Annotated in this window: 17 protein-coding genes and 1 tRNA gene; 7 read left to right on the top strand and 11 right to left on the bottom strand. The window is 64.9% G+C overall.

Features of this window, described 5'->3' with window-relative positions; genetic code table 11:
* Window position 1: 1 nt before the first annotated feature.
* The 4 genes from KVF90_RS12020 to KVF90_RS12035 all read right to left on the bottom strand — a co-directional run bounded on the left by KVF90_RS12020 (window position 2) and on the right by KVF90_RS12035 (window position 4,160).
* A complete protein-coding gene (locus KVF90_RS12020; RefSeq protein ID WP_264391815.1) occupies window positions 2-1,369 on the bottom strand; it encodes a pyruvate dehydrogenase complex E1 component subunit beta in 1,368 nt (455 codons plus the stop codon).
* 3 nt (window positions 1,370-1,372) lie between these two features.
* On the bottom strand, window positions 1,373-2,467 hold the full coding sequence (gene pdhA / locus KVF90_RS12025) for a pyruvate dehydrogenase (acetyl-transferring) E1 component subunit alpha (RefSeq protein WP_413676986.1): 1,095 nt from the start codon (window positions 2,465-2,467) through the stop codon (window positions 1,373-1,375).
* 120 nt (window positions 2,468-2,587) lie between these two features.
* Window positions 2,588-2,890 carry an FtsB family cell division protein gene (locus tag KVF90_RS12030; RefSeq protein ID WP_264391817.1) on the bottom strand — a complete coding sequence of 101 codons (303 nt, stop codon included), beginning with the start codon at window positions 2,888-2,890 and terminating at the stop codon, window positions 2,588-2,590.
* Between the two features lie 106 nt (window positions 2,891-2,996).
* A complete protein-coding gene (locus KVF90_RS12035; RefSeq protein ID WP_264391818.1) occupies window positions 2,997-4,160 on the bottom strand; it encodes an acyl-CoA dehydrogenase family protein in 1,164 nt (387 codons plus the stop codon).
* Window positions 4,161-4,309: 149 nt separating this feature from the next.
* Here KVF90_RS12035 and KVF90_RS12040 point away from each other — a divergent pair, with 149 nt between their 5' ends.
* The gene (locus KVF90_RS12040; RefSeq protein ID WP_264391819.1) at window positions 4,310-5,530 is read left to right on the top strand and encodes an MFS transporter; all 1,221 of its coding nucleotides are present in this window, start codon (window positions 4,310-4,312) and stop codon (window positions 5,528-5,530) included.
* Between the two features lie 141 nt (window positions 5,531-5,671).
* On the opposite strand, the gene KVF90_RS12045 is transcribed toward KVF90_RS12040, so the two are convergent.
* The 4 genes from KVF90_RS12045 to grxC all read right to left on the bottom strand — a co-directional run bounded on the left by KVF90_RS12045 (window position 5,672) and on the right by grxC (window position 7,339).
* Window positions 5,672-5,748: transfer RNA gene (locus KVF90_RS12045), tRNA-Arg, on the bottom strand.
* Window positions 5,749-5,780: 32 nt separating this feature from the next.
* On the bottom strand, window positions 5,781-6,248 hold the full coding sequence (locus KVF90_RS12050) for a DUF1178 family protein (RefSeq protein ID WP_264391820.1): 468 nt from the start codon (window positions 6,246-6,248) through the stop codon (window positions 5,781-5,783).
* A 6-nt stretch (window positions 6,249-6,254) separates the two neighbouring features.
* Complete coding sequence (locus KVF90_RS12055; protein WP_264391821.1) at window positions 6,255-7,076, bottom strand: carbon-nitrogen hydrolase family protein; 822 nt, start codon at window positions 7,074-7,076, stop codon at window positions 6,255-6,257.
* Window positions 7,076-7,339: a glutaredoxin 3 gene (gene grxC, locus KVF90_RS12060; protein WP_264394499.1), complete on the bottom strand. Its 264-nt coding sequence runs from the start codon at window positions 7,337-7,339 to the stop codon at window positions 7,076-7,078. Before grxC ends, KVF90_RS12055 begins: the two co-directional genes overlap by 1 nt.
* A gap of 152 nt (window positions 7,340-7,491) precedes the next feature.
* Between grxC and KVF90_RS12065 the strand changes: the two genes are divergently transcribed.
* Window positions 7,492-7,977, top strand: coding sequence for an Hsp20 family protein (locus tag KVF90_RS12065; RefSeq protein WP_264391822.1), 486 nt, complete (start codon window positions 7,492-7,494; stop codon window positions 7,975-7,977).
* Between the two features lie 425 nt (window positions 7,978-8,402).
* Here the strand turns inward: KVF90_RS12065 and KVF90_RS12070 are convergent, their stop codons facing one another.
* The 3 genes from KVF90_RS12070 to tpiA all read right to left on the bottom strand — a co-directional run bounded on the left by KVF90_RS12070 (window position 8,403) and on the right by tpiA (window position 11,469).
* Window positions 8,403-10,040, bottom strand: coding sequence for a CTP synthase (locus KVF90_RS12070; protein ID WP_264391823.1), 1,638 nt, complete (start codon window positions 10,038-10,040; stop codon window positions 8,403-8,405).
* A gap of 138 nt (window positions 10,041-10,178) precedes the next feature.
* Window positions 10,179-10,574: a preprotein translocase subunit SecG gene (gene secG, locus KVF90_RS12075; RefSeq protein ID WP_264391824.1), complete on the bottom strand. Its 396-nt coding sequence runs from the start codon at window positions 10,572-10,574 to the stop codon at window positions 10,179-10,181.
* Between the two features lie 121 nt (window positions 10,575-10,695).
* Window positions 10,696-11,469, bottom strand: coding sequence for a triose-phosphate isomerase (gene tpiA / locus KVF90_RS12080; protein ID WP_264391825.1), 774 nt, complete (start codon window positions 11,467-11,469; stop codon window positions 10,696-10,698).
* 247 nt (window positions 11,470-11,716) lie between these two features.
* Here tpiA and KVF90_RS12085 point away from each other — a divergent pair, with 247 nt between their 5' ends.
* The 5 genes from KVF90_RS12085 to trpD all read left to right on the top strand — a co-directional run bounded on the left by KVF90_RS12085 (window position 11,717) and on the right by trpD (window position 17,642).
* Window positions 11,717-13,651: a peptidylprolyl isomerase gene (locus KVF90_RS12085; RefSeq protein WP_264391826.1), complete on the top strand. Its 1,935-nt coding sequence runs from the start codon at window positions 11,717-11,719 to the stop codon at window positions 13,649-13,651.
* A gap of 70 nt (window positions 13,652-13,721) precedes the next feature.
* The gene (gene trpE / locus KVF90_RS12090; RefSeq protein WP_264394501.1) at window positions 13,722-15,197 is read left to right on the top strand and encodes an anthranilate synthase component I; all 1,476 of its coding nucleotides are present in this window, start codon (window positions 13,722-13,724) and stop codon (window positions 15,195-15,197) included.
* Window positions 15,194-16,030, top strand: coding sequence for a phosphodiester glycosidase family protein (locus tag KVF90_RS12095; RefSeq protein ID WP_264391827.1), 837 nt, complete (start codon window positions 15,194-15,196; stop codon window positions 16,028-16,030). The genes trpE and KVF90_RS12095 overlap by 4 nt, the downstream gene beginning before the upstream one ends.
* A complete protein-coding gene (locus KVF90_RS12100) occupies window positions 16,027-16,653 on the top strand; it encodes an anthranilate synthase component II (protein ID WP_264391828.1) in 627 nt (208 codons plus the stop codon). Before KVF90_RS12095 ends, KVF90_RS12100 begins: the two co-directional genes overlap by 4 nt.
* Window positions 16,650-17,642 (top strand): anthranilate phosphoribosyltransferase, encoded by a 993-nt coding sequence (gene trpD / locus KVF90_RS12105; protein ID WP_264391829.1) that lies wholly within the window; start codon window positions 16,650-16,652, stop codon window positions 17,640-17,642. Before KVF90_RS12100 ends, trpD begins: the two co-directional genes overlap by 4 nt.
* Window positions 17,643-17,666: the final 24 nt, after the last annotated feature.

Consider the following 17,666-nt stretch of genomic DNA (forward strand, 5'->3'; position numbering starts at 1 on the left):
ATTACTTGTAGCACACCTTGCGTGCAGCCTCGGCAATGCGGGCAGCATCGATCAGCGCGAGCTTTTCGAGGTTGGCGGCGTATGGCAGCGGCACATCCTCGTTGCACACCCGCAGCACCGGCGCATCGAGGTGGTCGAAGCCCTCCTCCATGCAGATGCTGATGATCTCGCTGGCGATCGAGCAGGTCGGCCAGCCTTCCTCCGCCACGATCAGCCGGTTGGTCTTGGCAAGGCTTTCAAGCACGGTCTGCTTGTCGAGCGGGCGCAGAGTGCGCAGGTCGATGACCTCGGCGTCGATCCCTTCCTCGGCAAGCTTCGCCGCGGCATCGAGCGAGAGGCCCACGCCAATCGAGTAGGTGACGATGGTGACGTCCTTGCCCTCGCGCACGATCCGCGCCTTGCCGATGGGCAAGACGTAATCATCAACGGCAGGAACATCGAAGCTGCGGCCATAGACGAGCTCGTTCTCGAGGAACACGACCGGGTCTTCGGAACGGATCGCGGCCTTCATCAGCCCCTTGGCATCGGCCGCATCATAGGGCGCGATCACGATCAGACCGGGGACGCTGGCATACCACGGACCGTAGTTCTGCGAGTGCTGCGCACCAACGCGTGAGGCCGCACCGTTGGGGCCGCGGAACACGATCGGACAACGCATCTGGCCGCCGGACATGTAATTGGTCTTGGCCGCCGAGTTGATGATGTGGTCGATCGCCTGCATCGCGAAGTTGAAGGTCATGAACTCGACAATCGGGCGCAAGCCCCCCATCGCCGCGCCAGTGCCGATGCCGGCAAAGCCATACTCGGTGATTGGCGTGTCGATGACGCGCTTGGGCCCGAATTCGGCGAGAAGGCCCTGCGTGACCTTATAGGCGCCCTGATATTCGGCGACTTCCTCGCCCATCACGAACACGCGGCCGTCACGGCGCATTTCCTCGGCCATCGCATCGCGTAGCGCCTCGCGCACCGTGGTGCTGACGAGGTTGGTTCCGGCGGGAATGGCAGGATCGGCGGCCGACGCCGCACGGATGGGCGCTTCTGCCTTCGGTGCAGGCGCAGGCGCAGGCGCTTGCTTGGGCTCAGGTGCAGGTTCCGCCGCAGGAGCGGCAGCAGGCGCAGCCTCCTCCCCTTCCCCGGTGATCAGCGCGATCACCGCACCGACTGCAACATCCTCGGTTCCGGCGGGCACGAGGATCTTCTCCAGAATGCCTTCGTCGATGGCTTCGAACTCCATCGTCGCCTTGTCGGTTTCGATCTCGGCGATGATATCGCCCGGCTCGATCCGGTCGCCTTCCTGCTTGAGCCACTTGGCCAGCGTGCCCTGCTCCATCGTCGGCGAAAGGGCCGGCATCTTCAGTTCAATACCCATGGCTCAATACGCCTCCACCAGAACGTCGGTGTAGAGTTCGCCTGCGCCCGGCTCGGGCGAGGTCTCGGCAAAGTCGGCAGCTGAGGCCACTTCGGCGCGGATCGCCTTGTCGATGGCTTTCAGCTCGTCCTCGGTCTTACCCGCTTCGAGCAGGGTCTTCTTCAGCCCTTCAATAGGGTCATGATGATCGCGCTGTTCCTGCACTTCCTCGCGGGTGCGGTACTTGGCAGGGTCGGACATGGAATGCCCGCGATAGCGATAGGTGTTGCACTCCATCAGCACCGGCCCCTTGCCGGCACGAACATGTGCAAAGGCGACTTCGGCCGCGGCGCGCACTTCGAGCACGTCCATGCCGTTCACCTCCATGCCCGGAATGCGGAAGGCGGTGCCGCGGCGGTAGAAGCGCGTTTCTGCAGACGAGCGCTTGGAAGCGGTGCCCATCGCGTACTGGTTGTCCTCGACCACGAAGACGATGGGGAGGTTCCACAAGGCCGCCATGTTGAAGGTTTCATACACCTGGCCCTGGTTGGCCGCGCCGTCGCCGAAATAGGCGAGGCACAGCCCGCCGTCTTCATTGTACTGGTGCGCCAGCGCGAGGCCCCCGCCCAGCGCCACCTGCGCACCAACGATGCCGTGGCCGCCGTAGAACTTATGCTCGGTCGAGAACATGTGCATCGACCCGCCCTTGCCCTTCGAAATGCCAGCCTCACGGCCGGTCAGCTCGGCCATGATGACCTTGGGGTCGATTCCGTAGGCGAGCATATGGCCATGATCGCGGTAGCCAGTGATGACGCTGTCACGATCATTGTCGAGCGCGCTTTGAAGGCCGATCGCAACCGCTTCCTGCCCGATATAGAGGTGGCAGAAGCCGCCAATCAGGCCGAGGCCGTAAAGCTGCCCCGCCTTTTCCTCGAAGCGGCGGATCAGCAGCATCTGGCGGTAGAATTCGAGCATCTCCGCATCGCTCGCGGCGTAGCGCTTCTTCGCCTCGAACGCCTCTTGCAGGGAATGGAGAATGAAATCGCTGTCGTCCGCATGCGCGGATTTCTTTGCGGGCTGTTTGGCCAAGTTAAGTATCCCTCTCACTGGCGCGCTCATGGGGAGGAGAAGCGCATGATCATCGTCTATAGTCATGGGGACAGCAGACGCGCAACGCCAAGCCGTAGCGGAATGCGCGCACGCATACGAAATCAGCAGAACGTGAAATTTTCGGTCAGATCACTCGTCTTCGAGTGTAATCACGACCTCGTCCTCGCGCATCACGCCGAGCTGGTCGCGCACGAGTTCGCTGGCAAGATCGGGATCGGCTGCTTCGGGGTCGAGCAGCATCACGCGGTTACGCAGGGCATCGCGCTTCGCTGAAAGCTTGGCGATCTCCGCTTCACGCTGATCGAGCGCAGCCGCATTTTCGCTCCACGCCAGCAGCCCGGTCGGCCCGGCGACGGCAAAGCCAGCCAGCAGCAGCAACGCACCCAGCGCCACCACCCGCTTCAGCCTGCTTTCTGATCCCGCCTTGCGCATGATGCGAAATGTCCCCGTTCCGTCAAATTCACAGAATCATACTTGGCCCGCCGCTGCAAGAACAATGCGCCGCATTGCGCACAAATGCCCGCGGTCTACCTCGTTTTCAGTAGGATCGCGGCAGACCGAGCACATGCTCGGCGAGATAGGAGAGGATCAGGTTGGTTGAAATCGGCGCCACGGTATAAAGCCGCGCCTCGCGGAATTTGCGTTCGACGTCGTATTCCTCGGCGAAACCGAAGCCGCCAAAGGTCTGCACGCACATGTCGGCCGCCGCCCAGCTGGCCTCGGAAGCGAGCAACTTGGCCATGTTGGCTTCCTCGCCGGGGTTCCCGCCTTCATCGTAAACCCGCGCCGCGTGATGCACCATCAGCTCGGCCGCGCGCATCTGGGCATAGGCCCGCGCGATCGGGAACTGCACGCCCTGGTTCTGGCCGATAGGCCGGGCGAAAACGCTGCGGTCCTTGGCGTATCCGGTGGCCTTCTCGATGAACCACTTGGCGTCGCCGATGCATTCGGCGGCGATCAGGATGCGTTCGGCGTTCATGCCGGACAGGATGTAGCGAAAGCCCTTGCCCTCCTCACCGACCAAGGCGCTGGCGGGGATGCGAAGATCGTCGAAGAACACTTCGCAGGACGAATGGTTCATCATCGTGCGGATCGGCTTGACCGTCATGCCGCTTTGCAACGCCGCCTGCATGTCGACGAGGAAGATCGAAAGTCCCTCGGTCTTGCTCGCGGCTTCCTCGCGCGGTGTGGTTCGGGCGAGAAGGAGCATGAGGTCGGAATATTCGGCGCGGCTGGTCCAGATCTTCTGGCCGTTGATCACATAGTGGTCACCGTCCCGAACGGCCCGCGTCTTCAGGCTCAGCGTGTCGGTGCCGCTGGTGGGCTCGGAAACGCCGAAAGCCTGCAAGCGCAGTTCTCCGCTGGCGATGCGGGGCAGGTACTGCGCCTTCTGCGCCTCGCTGCCATAGCGCAGCAGCGTATTCATGATGTACATTTGCGCGTGGGCGGACGATCCGTTGCACCCGCTCGCCTGAATCTCCTCCATGATCACGCAGGCCGCCTCAAGGCTAAGGCCGCTGCCGCCATGTTCGGCTGGGATCAGCGCAGCGAGAAAGCCCGCGCGGGTCAGGGCGTCGACAAACTCAGCCGGATATTCGCGCACGGCATCCTTGGCCCGCCAATACTCGCCCGGGAAGCTATCGCACAGGCCGCGCACCGCACGGCGGATTTCGGCGAGTTCCTCGGGCTCGTGACTGGGCATGTGCGACGTTCTTTCCTGTCTGCGGACAGCGGGCTTGCCTGCTTGAAGCGCCCAAGTCCACCTCATCAATTTGGGTGCTTTTGCGGAAGACGCGGGTCATGGCAATCCCGTTTCGATCTGCTACTGAACGGCTGATCACGAAAGCCGACATGACCGAATTTGCCCCCGCCCCTGCCCCTGCCTATCTCACCCGCACGCAGGAGCGGGCGCTGGCGCTCACCATCGCGGTGGTTACGGCCAATGCCTATTACATCCACCCGATCATCGGCGATGTGGCGCGCGCCTTTGGCGTGGGCGAGGCCGAGATCGGGCTGGTCCCGGCATTGAACCAGCTGGCTCTGGCGCTGGGCATTCTGTTGCTGCTGCCGCTGGGCGATTTCTACTCGAACCGCCGCCTGTGCCTGATCTTTGTCGCGGGCCAGACGCTGTGTCTGGGTGGTATGGTCTTGGCGCAGGATTTCATCCTGTTCACTGCCGCATCCACCCTGCTCGGCTTCGTCACCATCGCGCCCTATCTGATCCCCGCCTTTGCCTCCAAACGCGTCGCGCCGGAGCGCTTGGGGCAGGTCACCGCGCAGCTCACAGCCGCTGTCATCTTCGGCATTCTGGTGGCGCGGGTGAGCGCGGGGATCATTGCCGAACACGCCGATTGGCACACGGTCTATATCGGAGCCTTTGTGCTGATGGTCGCCGTGACAGCCTTCATGCCCATAGCGATGCGCAGCGAGACGACCGCGAAGCAGCCGCAATCGGGGTATGGCGCGCTGATCGCCTCCGTCTTCACGCTGGCCGCCCGGCACCCGGACATGCGATTGTCTGCCGCGATACAGGGGCTGAACTTCGGCATCTTCACCGCGAGCTGGCTGGCGCTGGCACTACACCTTACGAGCCCGGCGATGGGCTACGGGACCGATGATGTCGGGTACCTTGCCGGAATTGCTGCCGTGAGCGTCTTTACAACGCCGCGGCTCGGGCGCTGGGCGGACCGGGTCGGGCCGCGCACGGCGAGGGTTGCAGCGGCACTGGTGCAGCTGGCGGGCATCGCACTGTTCTACCCTCTCGGAAACAGCATCTGGGGCGTGCTGGTGCCGCTATTCCTCGTCAATCTGGTCGGGCCGACAGTGGATGTGACGGGGCGGATGACGCTGTTTACGCTGGCCCCGGAAATCCGCACGCGCCTCACCACCAGTTACATCGTGATGATGTTCGTGGGCGGCGCGATCGGCAGCGCGCTGGGCACGGGTGTTTACGATTGGGGCGGGTGGGCGGCGACCTGCGGGCTGCTGCTCGCGGCGTCTTGCTGCGTCCTTGCCCTGTCTCTTTATGCCGAGCGCCGCTGGCGAGGAGACAGTGCTGCCAGCCTCAGCTGACAGGCATTTCATCAATTCTTAACCTTCGAAACGTTAATTGGGTGCCGAAGGGTGCTACGGCCATATACCGAATGACGAAGTGCAAACTTCATCACTCCGGTTAGGCCGAGCGCCCTTTTCTGTTCCCGAGATCATGAGAAGTGGTGACCCCGGCGCGATTCGAACGCGCGGCCCCCAGATTAGGAATCTGGTGCTCTATCCGGCTGAGCTACGGGGTCCCGCGCTCCACATAGCATTGCAGTGCTACCATTCAATTGAGTTTGTCAGGCGGTGCAACCGGGAAGGGTAGCGGGGCGACCGGCACGCCCTCCTCGATCAGCGCCTTGGCCTCGGCAAGGCTTGCCTGCCCGTGGATCGGGGCTTCAACACGCTCGCCGTAATGCATCTTGCGGGTCTCCTCGGCGAACTTGTCGCCGACCCACGTGCTGTTCTTGAGCGCTTCGGCCTGCACCTTGGCCAGCGCGGCAAGGGCCTGCTGCACCTGCGGCGGCATCGGCGTGTTGGCGACCTGGCGCGGCGCTTCGGGCGGGAGCACTTCGGCCCTTGCATTGCCCTTGGCCGGGACGGCGGGGGCCATTGGTGCCTTGCTCACCTCGGCCGAACCGCAGGACGGACAGGCCAGAAACCCGCGCGCGCGTTGATCCTCGTAATCGGCAGACGAGCCGAACCAGCCTTCGAAACGGTGGCCGTCGTGGCAGGAGAGGTCAAAAACGATCATGACAATTCAGGATGTGGCGATTTCGCGGCGGTTGGCAAGGGCCGGCACCTGCGCGCGGACTTCGGCAATCCGCTCCAGATTGATGTCGCAGAAGGCAAGGCCCGGTGCCTCCCCGCCCATGTCGAGCAAGACTTCGCCCCACGGGTCGACGACAAGGCTGTGGCCATAGGTCTCGCGCCCGTCCTCGTGCCGGCCCACCTGGGCGGCGGCGATGACAAAAGCGCTTGCCTCGATCGCGCGGGCGCGCAGCATCACGTGCCAATGTGCAGCGCCGGTGGGCTTGGTGAAAGCGGCGGGCACGGCGATCGCATCGCAGCGCCGGTTGCCGAGTTCACCGAACAAAGCGGGGAAGCGCAGGTCATAACAGATCGCGAGGCCAAGCCGCCCGACGGGAGTGCCTTCCTCCGTTACGACCTCGTCGCCCGGACGATAGGCCGCACTTTCGCGCCAACTCTCCCCCGTGGCGAGTTCAACGTCGAACATGTGAATCTTGTCATAGGTGGTGGGGCGCTCACCATTCGGCGGGAAAATCATCGAGCGGTTGGCGTTTTTGCCGCCCGGCACCGCCACCGCCATCGATCCGAGCGCAATCGTAAAGCCGCATTCCTCGGCGACATTGCCGAGCATCGCGACATAGTGCGATTCGTCCTGCGGAACGATATGCTCCGCCGCACGCGTCCGGTTGCGGTCGAGCAGCAGCGACATTTCGGGGGTGAAGAGCATCTCCGCCCCGCCCTCGCGCGCCGCATGGGCGGCATCGCGAATGCTATCGAAATTGCGGCCCGGGTCGATGCCCGAACACATCTGAAAGACCGCGATTCTGGGCATCAGCCTGCCAGCAATGCGTCAAGCTTGCCGGCAGCTTCCAGCGCGGCAAGATCATCCGATCCGCCCACGTGGGTCTCACCGATGAAAATTTGCGGGACGGTCATCGCAGTCGGCGCGCGGGCGAGCATTTCGTCGCGCTTGGGCCCGCCCATGGTGATGTCGTGCTCAGTGAACGTCGCACCCTTTTCCTTGAGCAGGCGCTTGGCGCGCACGCAGAAGGGGCAGGCGAACTTGGTGTAGATGTCGATCTGCGGCGCGGCCATCATGTCCCTCTTGAAAGCTTCGATGAGCAAACCAGATAAGCGGTGTCGCCGCGTTTCGCCAGTCTCGGGAAACGGTAACGGCGGCAAGGCGGGTGCTGCATCCGGCAGGCCCGCAGATGGACCAAATTGCTCAGACAAGAGGATTTGCGATTATGTCACGTTTCGATTTCACGCCCTACCGCCGCAGCACCGTTGGCTTTGACCGCCTGTTCGACCTTCTCGAAAACCAGGCGCGGCTCAATGCGGGCGACAATTACCCCCCTTTCAACATCTCCCGCCGGGGCGAAGACAATTACCGGATCACGCTGGCCGTGGCCGGTTTCCGCCCGCAGGATATCGACATCACCGCGCAGCAGAACCTGCTCACCGTGCAGGGAAAGAAGCGCGAAGATCTGGATGACGGGTCGGAGCTGATCCACGTCGGCATCGCCAACCGCGGCTTCGAACGCCGCTTCGAATTGGCCGATTTCGTCCGGGTGGAACGGGCCGATCTGGCCGATGGCCTGCTGATCATCGATCTGGTGCGCGAAGTGCCCGACGCGATGAAGCCGCGCAAGATTGCTGTTGGCGGCACCGCAACCCTGACCGCCGTGCCCTCCCCCGAAGCCGAGGGTGACGATACCGCCAGCGCGGCCTGAAATGGCCCAGTTGCAATGATGGAATGAAAAGGGGGCGGATCTCGCGATCCGCCCCCGCGACTTGCGTCGCCCTGTCTGGTCCTATCCGTCCGGGTCGCAGAAGACGGACAAATCCAGACAAGCTCGTTTCAAAGGTAGCCCATCAGCCGAATTTGCGAGTCGTTGCTACTATTTAAAGCAACAATCCGAAAGACCTATCAGCCCGGCACCAAGAAAACTGTGAAAACCGGCCCTGCGTCTAATGCGGAACCCCGATAGCGCGCAAGGCCTAACTTACAGCCTTGTAAGGATACGACACACAAACGCGAGGTTGTGAAAAATGCATCGCGGCAGCCCGGTCGGTATTGGTGCAATTGTCCATCGCACCTGCGCAGTCCAGCCACTCGCCAGCAGCATGTTCCTGGCAAAATGCCAATCTGCGCCGATCAGACGAGCCGCGATTGCTCCAGCGCAGCCGCAATGAACCCAGCGAACAACGGGTGCGGATCGAACGGGCGCGACTTCAGCTCAGGGTGGAACTGCACGCCCACAAACCACGGGTGATCGGGCCGCTCCACAATTTCGGGCAGCAAGCCATCGGGCGACATGCCCGCGAAGATCAGGCCCTGCTTTTCCAGCGGCTCGATGAAGGCGCTGTTGACCTCGTAGCGGTGGCGGTGACGTTCGGAGATCACCTCGGCCCCACCATAGATCTGCGAGGTATGGCTGTTGGGGCTGAGCTTGGCCGGATAGGCGCCCAGACGCATCGTCCCGCCCAGATCGCCGCCTTCCGCGCGGCTCTGGATGCCTTCCTGGCTCATCCATTCGGTGATGATCCCCACCACCGGTGTATCGGTCGGGCCGAATTCGGTGGAGGAGGCATTGGCAAAGCCGGCCGCGCGCGCGCCCTCGATACAGGCCATCTGCATGCCGAGGCAAATGCCGAAGAACGGCACATCGCGTTCGCGTGCAAAGCGCACTGCCGAAATCTTGCCTTCCGACCCGCGCTCGCCGAAGCCGCCGGGCACGAGAATGCCATGCATCGGCTCCAGCGCGGCGATGATCGCGGAATCGTCGTCGCCTTCGAAAATCTCGGCATCGATCCATCGGATGTTGACCTTGACCCGATTGGCCATCCCGCCGTGAACCAGCGCTTCGTTGAGGCTCTTGTAGGCGTCCTGGAGGCCGACATACTTGCCCACCACGGCGATCGTAACTTCGCCTTCGGGGTTGAAGTGCCGGTCGGTCACATCTTCCCACGCCGAAAGATCGGGCTCGCGCGCGTCGGTGATGCCGAAGGCGCGCAGCACTTCGCGGTCGAGCCCTTCGGCATGATATTGCTGCGGAACAGCGTAGATCGAGGGCGCGTCGAGCGCCTGGATCACGGCTTCGGTGCGCACGTTGCAGAACTGCGCAATCTTGCGGCGGTCGCTTTCGGGAATGGGATGTTCGGCGCGGCACAGCAGGATGTCGGGCTTTATGCCGAGGCTGGCGAGTTCGCGCACCGAGTGCTGCGTGGGCTTGGTCTTCAGCTCGCCCGCCGCCTTGATATAGGGAACCAGCGTCACGTGGACGCTGACTGTCTGCCACGGCTCCAGCTCGTTACGCAGCTGGCGGATCGCTTCCATGAAGGGCAGCGATTCGATGTCACCCACCGTCCCGCCGATTTCGCACAGGATGAAGTCATGATCGCCCTGATCGGCGAGCGCGAACTCCTTGATCGCGTCGGTCACGTGCGGGATCACCTGCACGGTCGCGCCCAGATAGTCGCCCCGGCGTTCCTTGGCGATGATGTCGCGGTAGACCCGGCCCGAGGTGATGTTGTCGCTTTGCCGCGCGGAAACGCCGGTGAAGCGCTCGTAATGCCCCAGATCGAGGTCGGTTTCGGCCCCGTCGTCGGTCACATACACCTCGCCATGCTGATACGGGCTCATCGTGCCCGGATCGACGTTCAGATAGGGATCGAACTTGCGGATGCGGACCTTGTAGCCGCGCGCCTGCAGGAGGGCCGCCAAGGAGGCTGCCATGAGACCTTTGCCGAGCGAGGAGACCACGCCGCCGGTGATGAAAATGAACCGCGCCATGGGAGTTGGGCCTTAAGCGTCGAGAGGGATTCGGGGCAAGCGAATTGCGCCGCGCTTGGCGCGCCATCCACAGTGCCGTCGATTTGAGGGGTGATTTGCGGGAAAAAGAGCCGCCGCAGCGGCCCCTTCCTTGCAGGCTTACTGCGCAGCCGGACCTTCGCCAGCGGGCGCAGCGGGAGCACCTTCAGCCGGAGCCGCTGGTGCCGGACCCTGCGCAGGCGCCGGGATCGGATCGGCCAGCAGATCGGGCTTGGCCGGAGCGGGCGCGCCGCGTTCCAGCGTCGTCGTTACCCCGCCCACCCGGCTTTCGCGCACCGCGAGGGCCGCCAGCACGATCGAGAGCGTGACGAAGGCCACTGCCAACCACTTGGTCGAGCGGGTCAGGAAATCCGCCGCACCGCGCGCGCCAAAAGCGCCGCCCGGGCTGCTGCCGATGCCGAGCCCGCCGCCTTCTGAGCGCTGCATCAGCACAACGCCGACAAGCGCCGCAGCCACCAGGGCCTGGATCACGGTGAGGAAGAGAAACAGGGACATGAAACAATCTCGTGGCCGGGGGCGACTTTCGCCCGGTTGGTATGCATCGGCGGCATGTAGGCGCGAGACGCCCGCGCGGCAACCCCGCGCCGGGCGACTCGCACGCGGCAGGCGGGGGGGCTCAGTTCTCGAACGGCTCGCTGGCGGCGAGCGCGATGCCCATGAAGCTGTCGGCCGTCAGGCTCGCGCCGCCGACCAGCGCCCCGCCCACCTCGGGCACGGCGAAGATCGCAGCGGCGTTATCGGGCTTGACCGAGCCGCCATAGATGATGCGCACATCGCGGCCCTGCTCCTCGCCGAACAGGTCGACCAGCAGCGCGCGGATACAGGCGTGCATTTCCCCGATGTCGTCGGTGGTGGCCGCCGTGCCGGTGCCGATCGCCCAGATCGGTTCATAGGCGACTGTCAGCCGCTCGGCGATATCGGCGGGCATGGCTTCGGCGGAGGGAAGCGATGCGGTCAGCTGCTGCTTCACGAATTCGACCGCCTTGCCCGATTCGCGCGTGCCAGCGCTTTCGCCGCAGCACATGATGATGCGCAGGCCCGCAGCCAGCGCCGCTTCGGCCTTGGCCCGCACCAGCGCGTCGCCTTCGCCATGGTCCTGCCGCCGCTCGGAATGGCCGAGGATCACGAACTTCGCGCCGGCATCGGCAATCATCGCCGCCGAGATGTCCCCGGTGTGCGCGCCGCCATCCTGATGGTGGCAATCCTGCGCGCCGACGGCGATCTGCTCCGCCTCGCGGTGAATCGGGTGGATGAGGGTGTAAGGCGGTGCGAGCGCGACTTCGACCTTCATATGGCGCTGCGCCGCGCGATCAATCGCACGCGCTTCGGACAGCATCGCGCGGGTGCCGTACATCTTCCAGTTTCCGACGATATAGGGTCGGCGGGTCATGATTAGTCCTGCACTTCCTGCAAATTGAGAGGGATAGGCCCGGAACGCATTGATTCTGTGTTTTGCTGTAGTGCCCCGGGGCCGGGTCCGCTAGCCGAGGAAGCCCAGCTAGTCAAAACGCGCGGTCACCTGTTGCCGCGCGGTCGCATGGCCTATAAAGCGCACCCCGCGCCGCGACCTCGTGCGGCGCGCTCCCGGGGCATTGCCGCCCTGTTACCTGCCAGCCTCGGATGGGGTCCAAACGCTCATGATTTCGTTCTTCCGCCGCTTTTTCGCCTCGAAGATCGGCCTGCCGATTGTCCTTGCGTTCCTCGGGCTGATGGCGCTCGCCTTCGCGGCTTCGGACATTACCGGGAGCACGTTCGGCGGAATTTCGAACAACGACCGCATGGCGGTGGTCGGCGGCGAGGCGATTCCGATTTCGGATCTCACCGTCGCGGCCAACAGCGCGCTTGATCAGGTGCGCGGGCAGAACCCCACGCTCACCATGCCCGAATTCATCGCCGAGGGCGGTCTCGACGAGGTGATTGACCAGCTGATCGACCGCTTCACCGTGGGCGAATATGGCCGCGAATATGGTCTGCGCGCGGGCGACAATCTGGTAAACAGCGAGATCCTCAAGATCCCCGCCTTCCAGGGCCTGACCGGCAGCTTTGACGAGAAGACCTATATTGCCGCGCTGCGTTCGCGCGGGCTGACCGACGCAATGTTCCGCCGCGATCTGGCTGACGGGCTGATCGAGCAGCAATTGCTCCGCTCGGCCGTCGCCGCACCGCAACTGCCCGAGAAGATCGCGCGCCAATATGCCGCGCTGGTGCTGGAAAAGCGCAAGGGCGAGATCGCCTTGATCCCGAGCGCCGCCTTCGCCCCCACGGGCAATCCCTCCGATGCGCAGCTGACCGCATGGTACAAGGACAACCGCACCCAGTTCATCCGGCCGGAACGCCGCACGCTGCGCTTTGCCGTGTTCGGGTCCGACAGCCTCAAGGTCAACGCCGTGCCGACCCCGGCCGAAATCGCCGAGCGCTTCAAGCGTGACGCCGCCAAGTATCAGGCGAGCGAGAAGCGCGCGGTGACCAGCTTTGTCGTGCCTACCGAAGACGCCGCCAAGGCGCTAGCCACGCGTATTCGCAGCGGGGCCAACCTCGAGACCGTGGCGCGTGAAGCAGGCTTCACCGCCTCCAAGTCCGAAGCGCGCGACCGCGAGGCCATGTCGGGCGCAACCAGCTTCGCCTTTGCTCAGAACACCTTCAAGGCCGCGCAGGGCGGGTTGATCGAGCCGGCGCAGGGCACGCTCGGCTGGTATGTCGCGCGGGTCGATTCGATCGAGAAGGTCGGCGCGCGCAGCCTCGCGCAGGCCACTCCTGAAATCACTGAAGCCCTTTCGGCCGAAAAGCGCGTCGCCGCCATCGCCGACCGGGTTGCCGAAATCGAAGGCGAAATCGACGGCGGCACAGCGCTGGCCGAGGTTGCGAAGGCCTATGGGCTCAAGGTGGAAACCACCCCTTCGCTGCTCGCCAACGGTCAGGCTTTCGGTCAGCCCCAGGTGAAGATCGTCCCGCAGCTCGTGCCGGTGCTCCAGACCGCATTCCAGATGGAAGAAAGCGAACCGCAGCTGGCCGAAGTGGTGCCGGGCGAGCAATTCGTGATCTTCGAAGTCGCGCGGGTCGAGGAAGCTTCGGCCCCGCCGCTGGCCGAAGTGCGAGAGGGCGCGATTGCCGCATGGAAGCGCACGCAGGGCGCCGTGCTCGCCAAGCAGGCGTCCGAGCGCATCCTCGCCAAGGTGCGGGCCGGAACGCCGCTCGCCGCCGCGCTGGCCGCCGAGAACAAGCCCGGCTTCGAGCGTGAGGCGATCGATCTCGAGCGCCGCCAGCTGCTCGCCCAGTCGCAGGGCCGCATTCCGCCCCCGCTGGTGCTGATGTTCAGCATGGCCGAAGGCACGGCCAAGACGCTTGAAGGGCCGCGCGATCTTGGCTGGTACATCGTCAACCTCGAAGACATCAGCACTCTGCCGCTCGACAAGGAGGGCCAGCTGATCGCGCAGACCCGCCAGCAGCTCGGCAGCGCGCTGTCCGAGGAATATCGCCAGCAAGCCACCGCCGCGATGCGCAAGGAACTGGGCGTGACCCGCAACGATGCCGGGATCGCCGCCGTGCGCAAGCAGCTTTCCGGCGAACAGTGACACCGGGTGTGAGCGCTTCGTGACCCCTTCTGCGACCGGACTGCCCGAGAACGCCGCCGCCGCCGCCGCCATGCTCGCTCAGGGCAAGCCGGCGCTGGTGTGGCGGCGGATCATAGCCGATAGCGACACGCCGGTTGGCGCGGCGCGGCGGCTGATCGTGCCCGGACGCGGCGATTTCCTGCTGGAAAGCGTCGAGGGCGGCGAGGTGCGCGGGCGTTACAGCCTGTTGGGGCTCGACCCCGATCTGGTGTTCCGCGCCAAGGGCAATCACGCCGAACTCAACCGCGACTGGCGCCAGAACCGCGAGGCCTTCACGCCGCTCCACGGCGATGCGCTGGCGGAACTGCGCGGGCTTGCCGCCACGTGCCGGATCGACCCGATGCCGGAAGGCCTGCCGCCCGCGCTCGCCTGCCTTGTCGGCTATCTCGGCTACGAGACGATCGGCCTTGTCGAGACGCTGCCCCGCGCCGCTGACAGCCCGCTCGACCTGCCTGACATGCTGTTTGTGCGCCCCACCGTCATTCTGGTGTTCGACGGGCTCACCAACGCGCTGTTCGCCATCGCCCCGATCTGGGAGGCGCGCGATCCCGCTGCCGCCGTTGAGCGTGCGGGCGAGCGGATCGATGCCACGCTGAGCCAGCTTGGCCAGCCCATGCCTGCCGCTGCTGCGGATGCGGTGCCGGACACCCTGCCCGACCTCGCGCCCGTCATCGCGCCGGACGATTACAAGGCGATGGCCCTGAAGGCGAAGGACTACATCCTCGCAGGCGATATCTTCCAGGTGGTGCTGGCCCAGCGCTTCACCTGCCCTTTCACCCTGCCCCCGCTGGCGCTGTACCGCGCGCTGCGGCGGGTGAACCCCTCGCCCTTCCTCTACTTCCTCGACCTGCCGGGCTTTGCGCTGGTGGGTTCCTCGCCGGAAATCCTTGTCCGGGTGAGAGAGGGCGAAGTCACCATCCGCCCCATCGCAGGCACGCGTCCACGCGGGGCCACGCGGGACGAGGATATCGCCAACGAAGCAAGCCTGCTCGCCGACCCCAAGGAGCGCGCCGAGCATCTCATGCTGCTTGATCTGGGCCGCAATGATGTTGGCCGGGTCGCTTCGGCAGGGACGGTCGAGGTCACTGACAGCTTCACCATCGAGCGGTACAGCCATGTGATGCACATCGTCAGCAATGTGGTGGGCCAGCTTGATCCGTCGAAAGACGCATTGGACGCGCTGTTTGCAGGCTTCCCCGCAGGCACCGTCTCGGGCGCGCCCAAGATACGCGCCTGCGAGATCATTGCCGAGCTCGAACCCGAGACGCGCGGGGCCTATGCCGGGGGCGTCGGCTATTTCGCGCCCGACGGCAGCCTTGATAGCTGCATCGTGCTGCGCACCGCCGTGGTGAAGGACGGAGTGATGCACGTGCAGGCGGGCGCAGGCATCGTCGCCGACAGCGAACCCGATTACGAACTCGCCGAATGCCGTGCCAAATCAGGCGCGCTGATCGCCGCCGCGCGTGAAGCGGTGCGCGTCGCGGGCGAACCGGGGTACGGCCAGTGAAGCGCAGCCTTGCCCTTGCCGCCAGCCTGACGCTCGCCATGTGCGCCTGTTCGCAGGAGCCTGCGGGCGAATCCGTGGTCAAGATCGCGCTCGACGGGTCGGAGATTGAAGAAACCCCCGCGCCGACGCCCAGCGCCGCTGCCGGGCCTTCGGCCTGCGAAACGGTGACGTTCGAGGACGTGGCGCTCACCCATTGCGTCGCCGATCCTGCGCAGCACCGCATCGACATGGCGAATCTCGGCGCGGACAAGCAGCCTTTCGGTTCGCTGGGTGCTTTTGCAGGAAGCGTCGATCCCGCCACCATCGCCTTTGCCATCAACGGCGGGATGTATGGCGATGATCTGAAGGCGATCGGCTACTACGTCCAGAACGGCGAGCGGCTCGGCGAGCTGAACCGCGGCGACGGGACGGGCAATTTCTACATGAAGCCCAACGGCGTATTCTTCGGCACCGGCGGAAGCTGGCGGGTGCTGGGGAGCAACACTTTCTTCGAAACGGTCGGTGACCGGCCGGAGTTCGGCACGCAATCCGGGCCGCTGCTGCTGATCGATGGCAAGCTGCACCCCGAAATTCAGGACGATGGCCCCTCCAAAGCGATCCGCAACGCCGTGGGCGTGGACGCGAGCGGCAAAGCGCACTTCGTGATCTCCGGCGCGCCGGTGAGCTTCGGCCAGCTGGCACGCTTTTTCCGAGACCAGCTGAAGGTCAGCAACGCACTCTATCTCGACGGCGCAGTGTCCTCGCTGTGGGATCCGGCGACCGAACGGCTCGACAAGGGCCGCGTCGGCCCGATCATCGTGGTGACGAAACGCGAGAAGGCAGCCGCAGAATGATCCCCTCACCACAAATACTCGTCATCGACAATTACGACAGCTTCACCTTCAACCTCGTCCATTACCTGATGGAGCTGGGGGCCGAGGTGCGGGTCGAGCGCAACGACGCCCTGACCGCCGCCGACGCGCTGCGCACCAATGCGTCGGGGTTCCTGATCTCGCCGGGCCCCTGCACACCGAACGAGGCGGGCATCAGCCTCGATCTGGTCGCGGCCTGTGCTGACGCGGGCAAGCCGCTGATGGGCGTATGCCTTGGCCATCAGGCGATCGGACAGCATTTCGGCGGCACGGTGCAGCGCGGCGGGCTGATGCATGGCAAGACCTCGCCGGTGACGCATGACGGGACGGGCGTGTTCGCAGGCCTGCCCTCGCCCTTCATCGCGACGCGCTATCACAGCCTTGAGGTGGTGGATGTGCCGGCCGAACTGGTCGCCAATGCCCATGCCGAAACGCCGGGCTTCGATCACCCCTCAGTCATGGGATTCCGCCATGCATCGCTGCCGATCCATTCGGTGCAGTTCCACCCCGAGAGCATCGCCACCGAGCATGGCCATGCGCTGCTCGCCAACTTCGTGCGGCTGTGCGGGCTGGAGCCGGTGCTGCCCGCAAGGCTGACCGCATGAGCACGCTGCCAGATGTCGCAGCGCCGCTCACCGAAGCGGAGGCCGAGGCGGCCTTCGGCGTGCTGCTCGACGGCGCGCCATCGGAAGATGAAATTGCGGACTTCCTCGTGGCGCTATCAGCACGCGGCGAGACCTCGGACGAAATCGCCGGGGCCGCACGGGCGCTCAGGGCACGGCTGATCCCGATTGACGCCCCGGAAGGCGCGATCGACGTCTGCGGCACGGGGGGCGACGGGCACCACACCCTCAACGTCTCGACCGCGGTCAGCCTCGTGGTTGCAGCCTCCGGCGTACCGGTCGCCAAGCACGGCAACCGCGCAGCATCATCCAAAGCGGGCGCGGCAGACACGCTGGAGGCATTGGGCCTCGACATGGACGCAGCGGGCCGCACGGCGGAAAAGACGCTGGCGGAGATCGGCATTTGCTTCCTCTTCGCCAAGAACCACCACCCCGCGATGGCGCGCATCCAGCCCATCCGGGTGCGGATCGGCCAGCGCACGATCTTCAACCTGATGGGCCCGCTGTCGAACCCGGCCAAGGTCACCAGCCAACTGATCGGCATCGCCCGGCCCGCCTATGTACCGATCTATGCCGGTGCGATGGCCCGGCTCGGCACGGGCAAGTCGCTGATTGTCTCGGGCGATGAAGGGCTCGACGAGTTGAGCCTCGCAGGCGGGAACGAGGTGGCGGTCGTCACCGGCAACGCCTTCACGATGGAGCGCCTAGACGCGAGCGCAGCAGGCCTGCCCCATGCGCCGATCGAAGCGATCCGGGGCGATGATGCCAAGCATAACGCCGCCGCCCTGAAAGCGCTGCTGATGGGCACACCCGGCCCCTACCGCGATGCCGTGTTGTTCAACGCGGCCGGCGCGCTGACGGTCGCGGGGCGCGGTAGCGACTGGCGCGAACGCGCAGCGATGGCGGCCGAGGCACTGGACAGCGGGGCTGCGCTGGCGTTGCTCGAAAAGTGGATCGCTTTGGCGAAGTAACCCCTCCCCGTCCGTGTCGAGTGC

The organism is Porphyrobacter sp. ULC335, assembly GCF_025917005.1.
Classification (GTDB): domain Bacteria; phylum Pseudomonadota; class Alphaproteobacteria; order Sphingomonadales; family Sphingomonadaceae; genus Erythrobacter.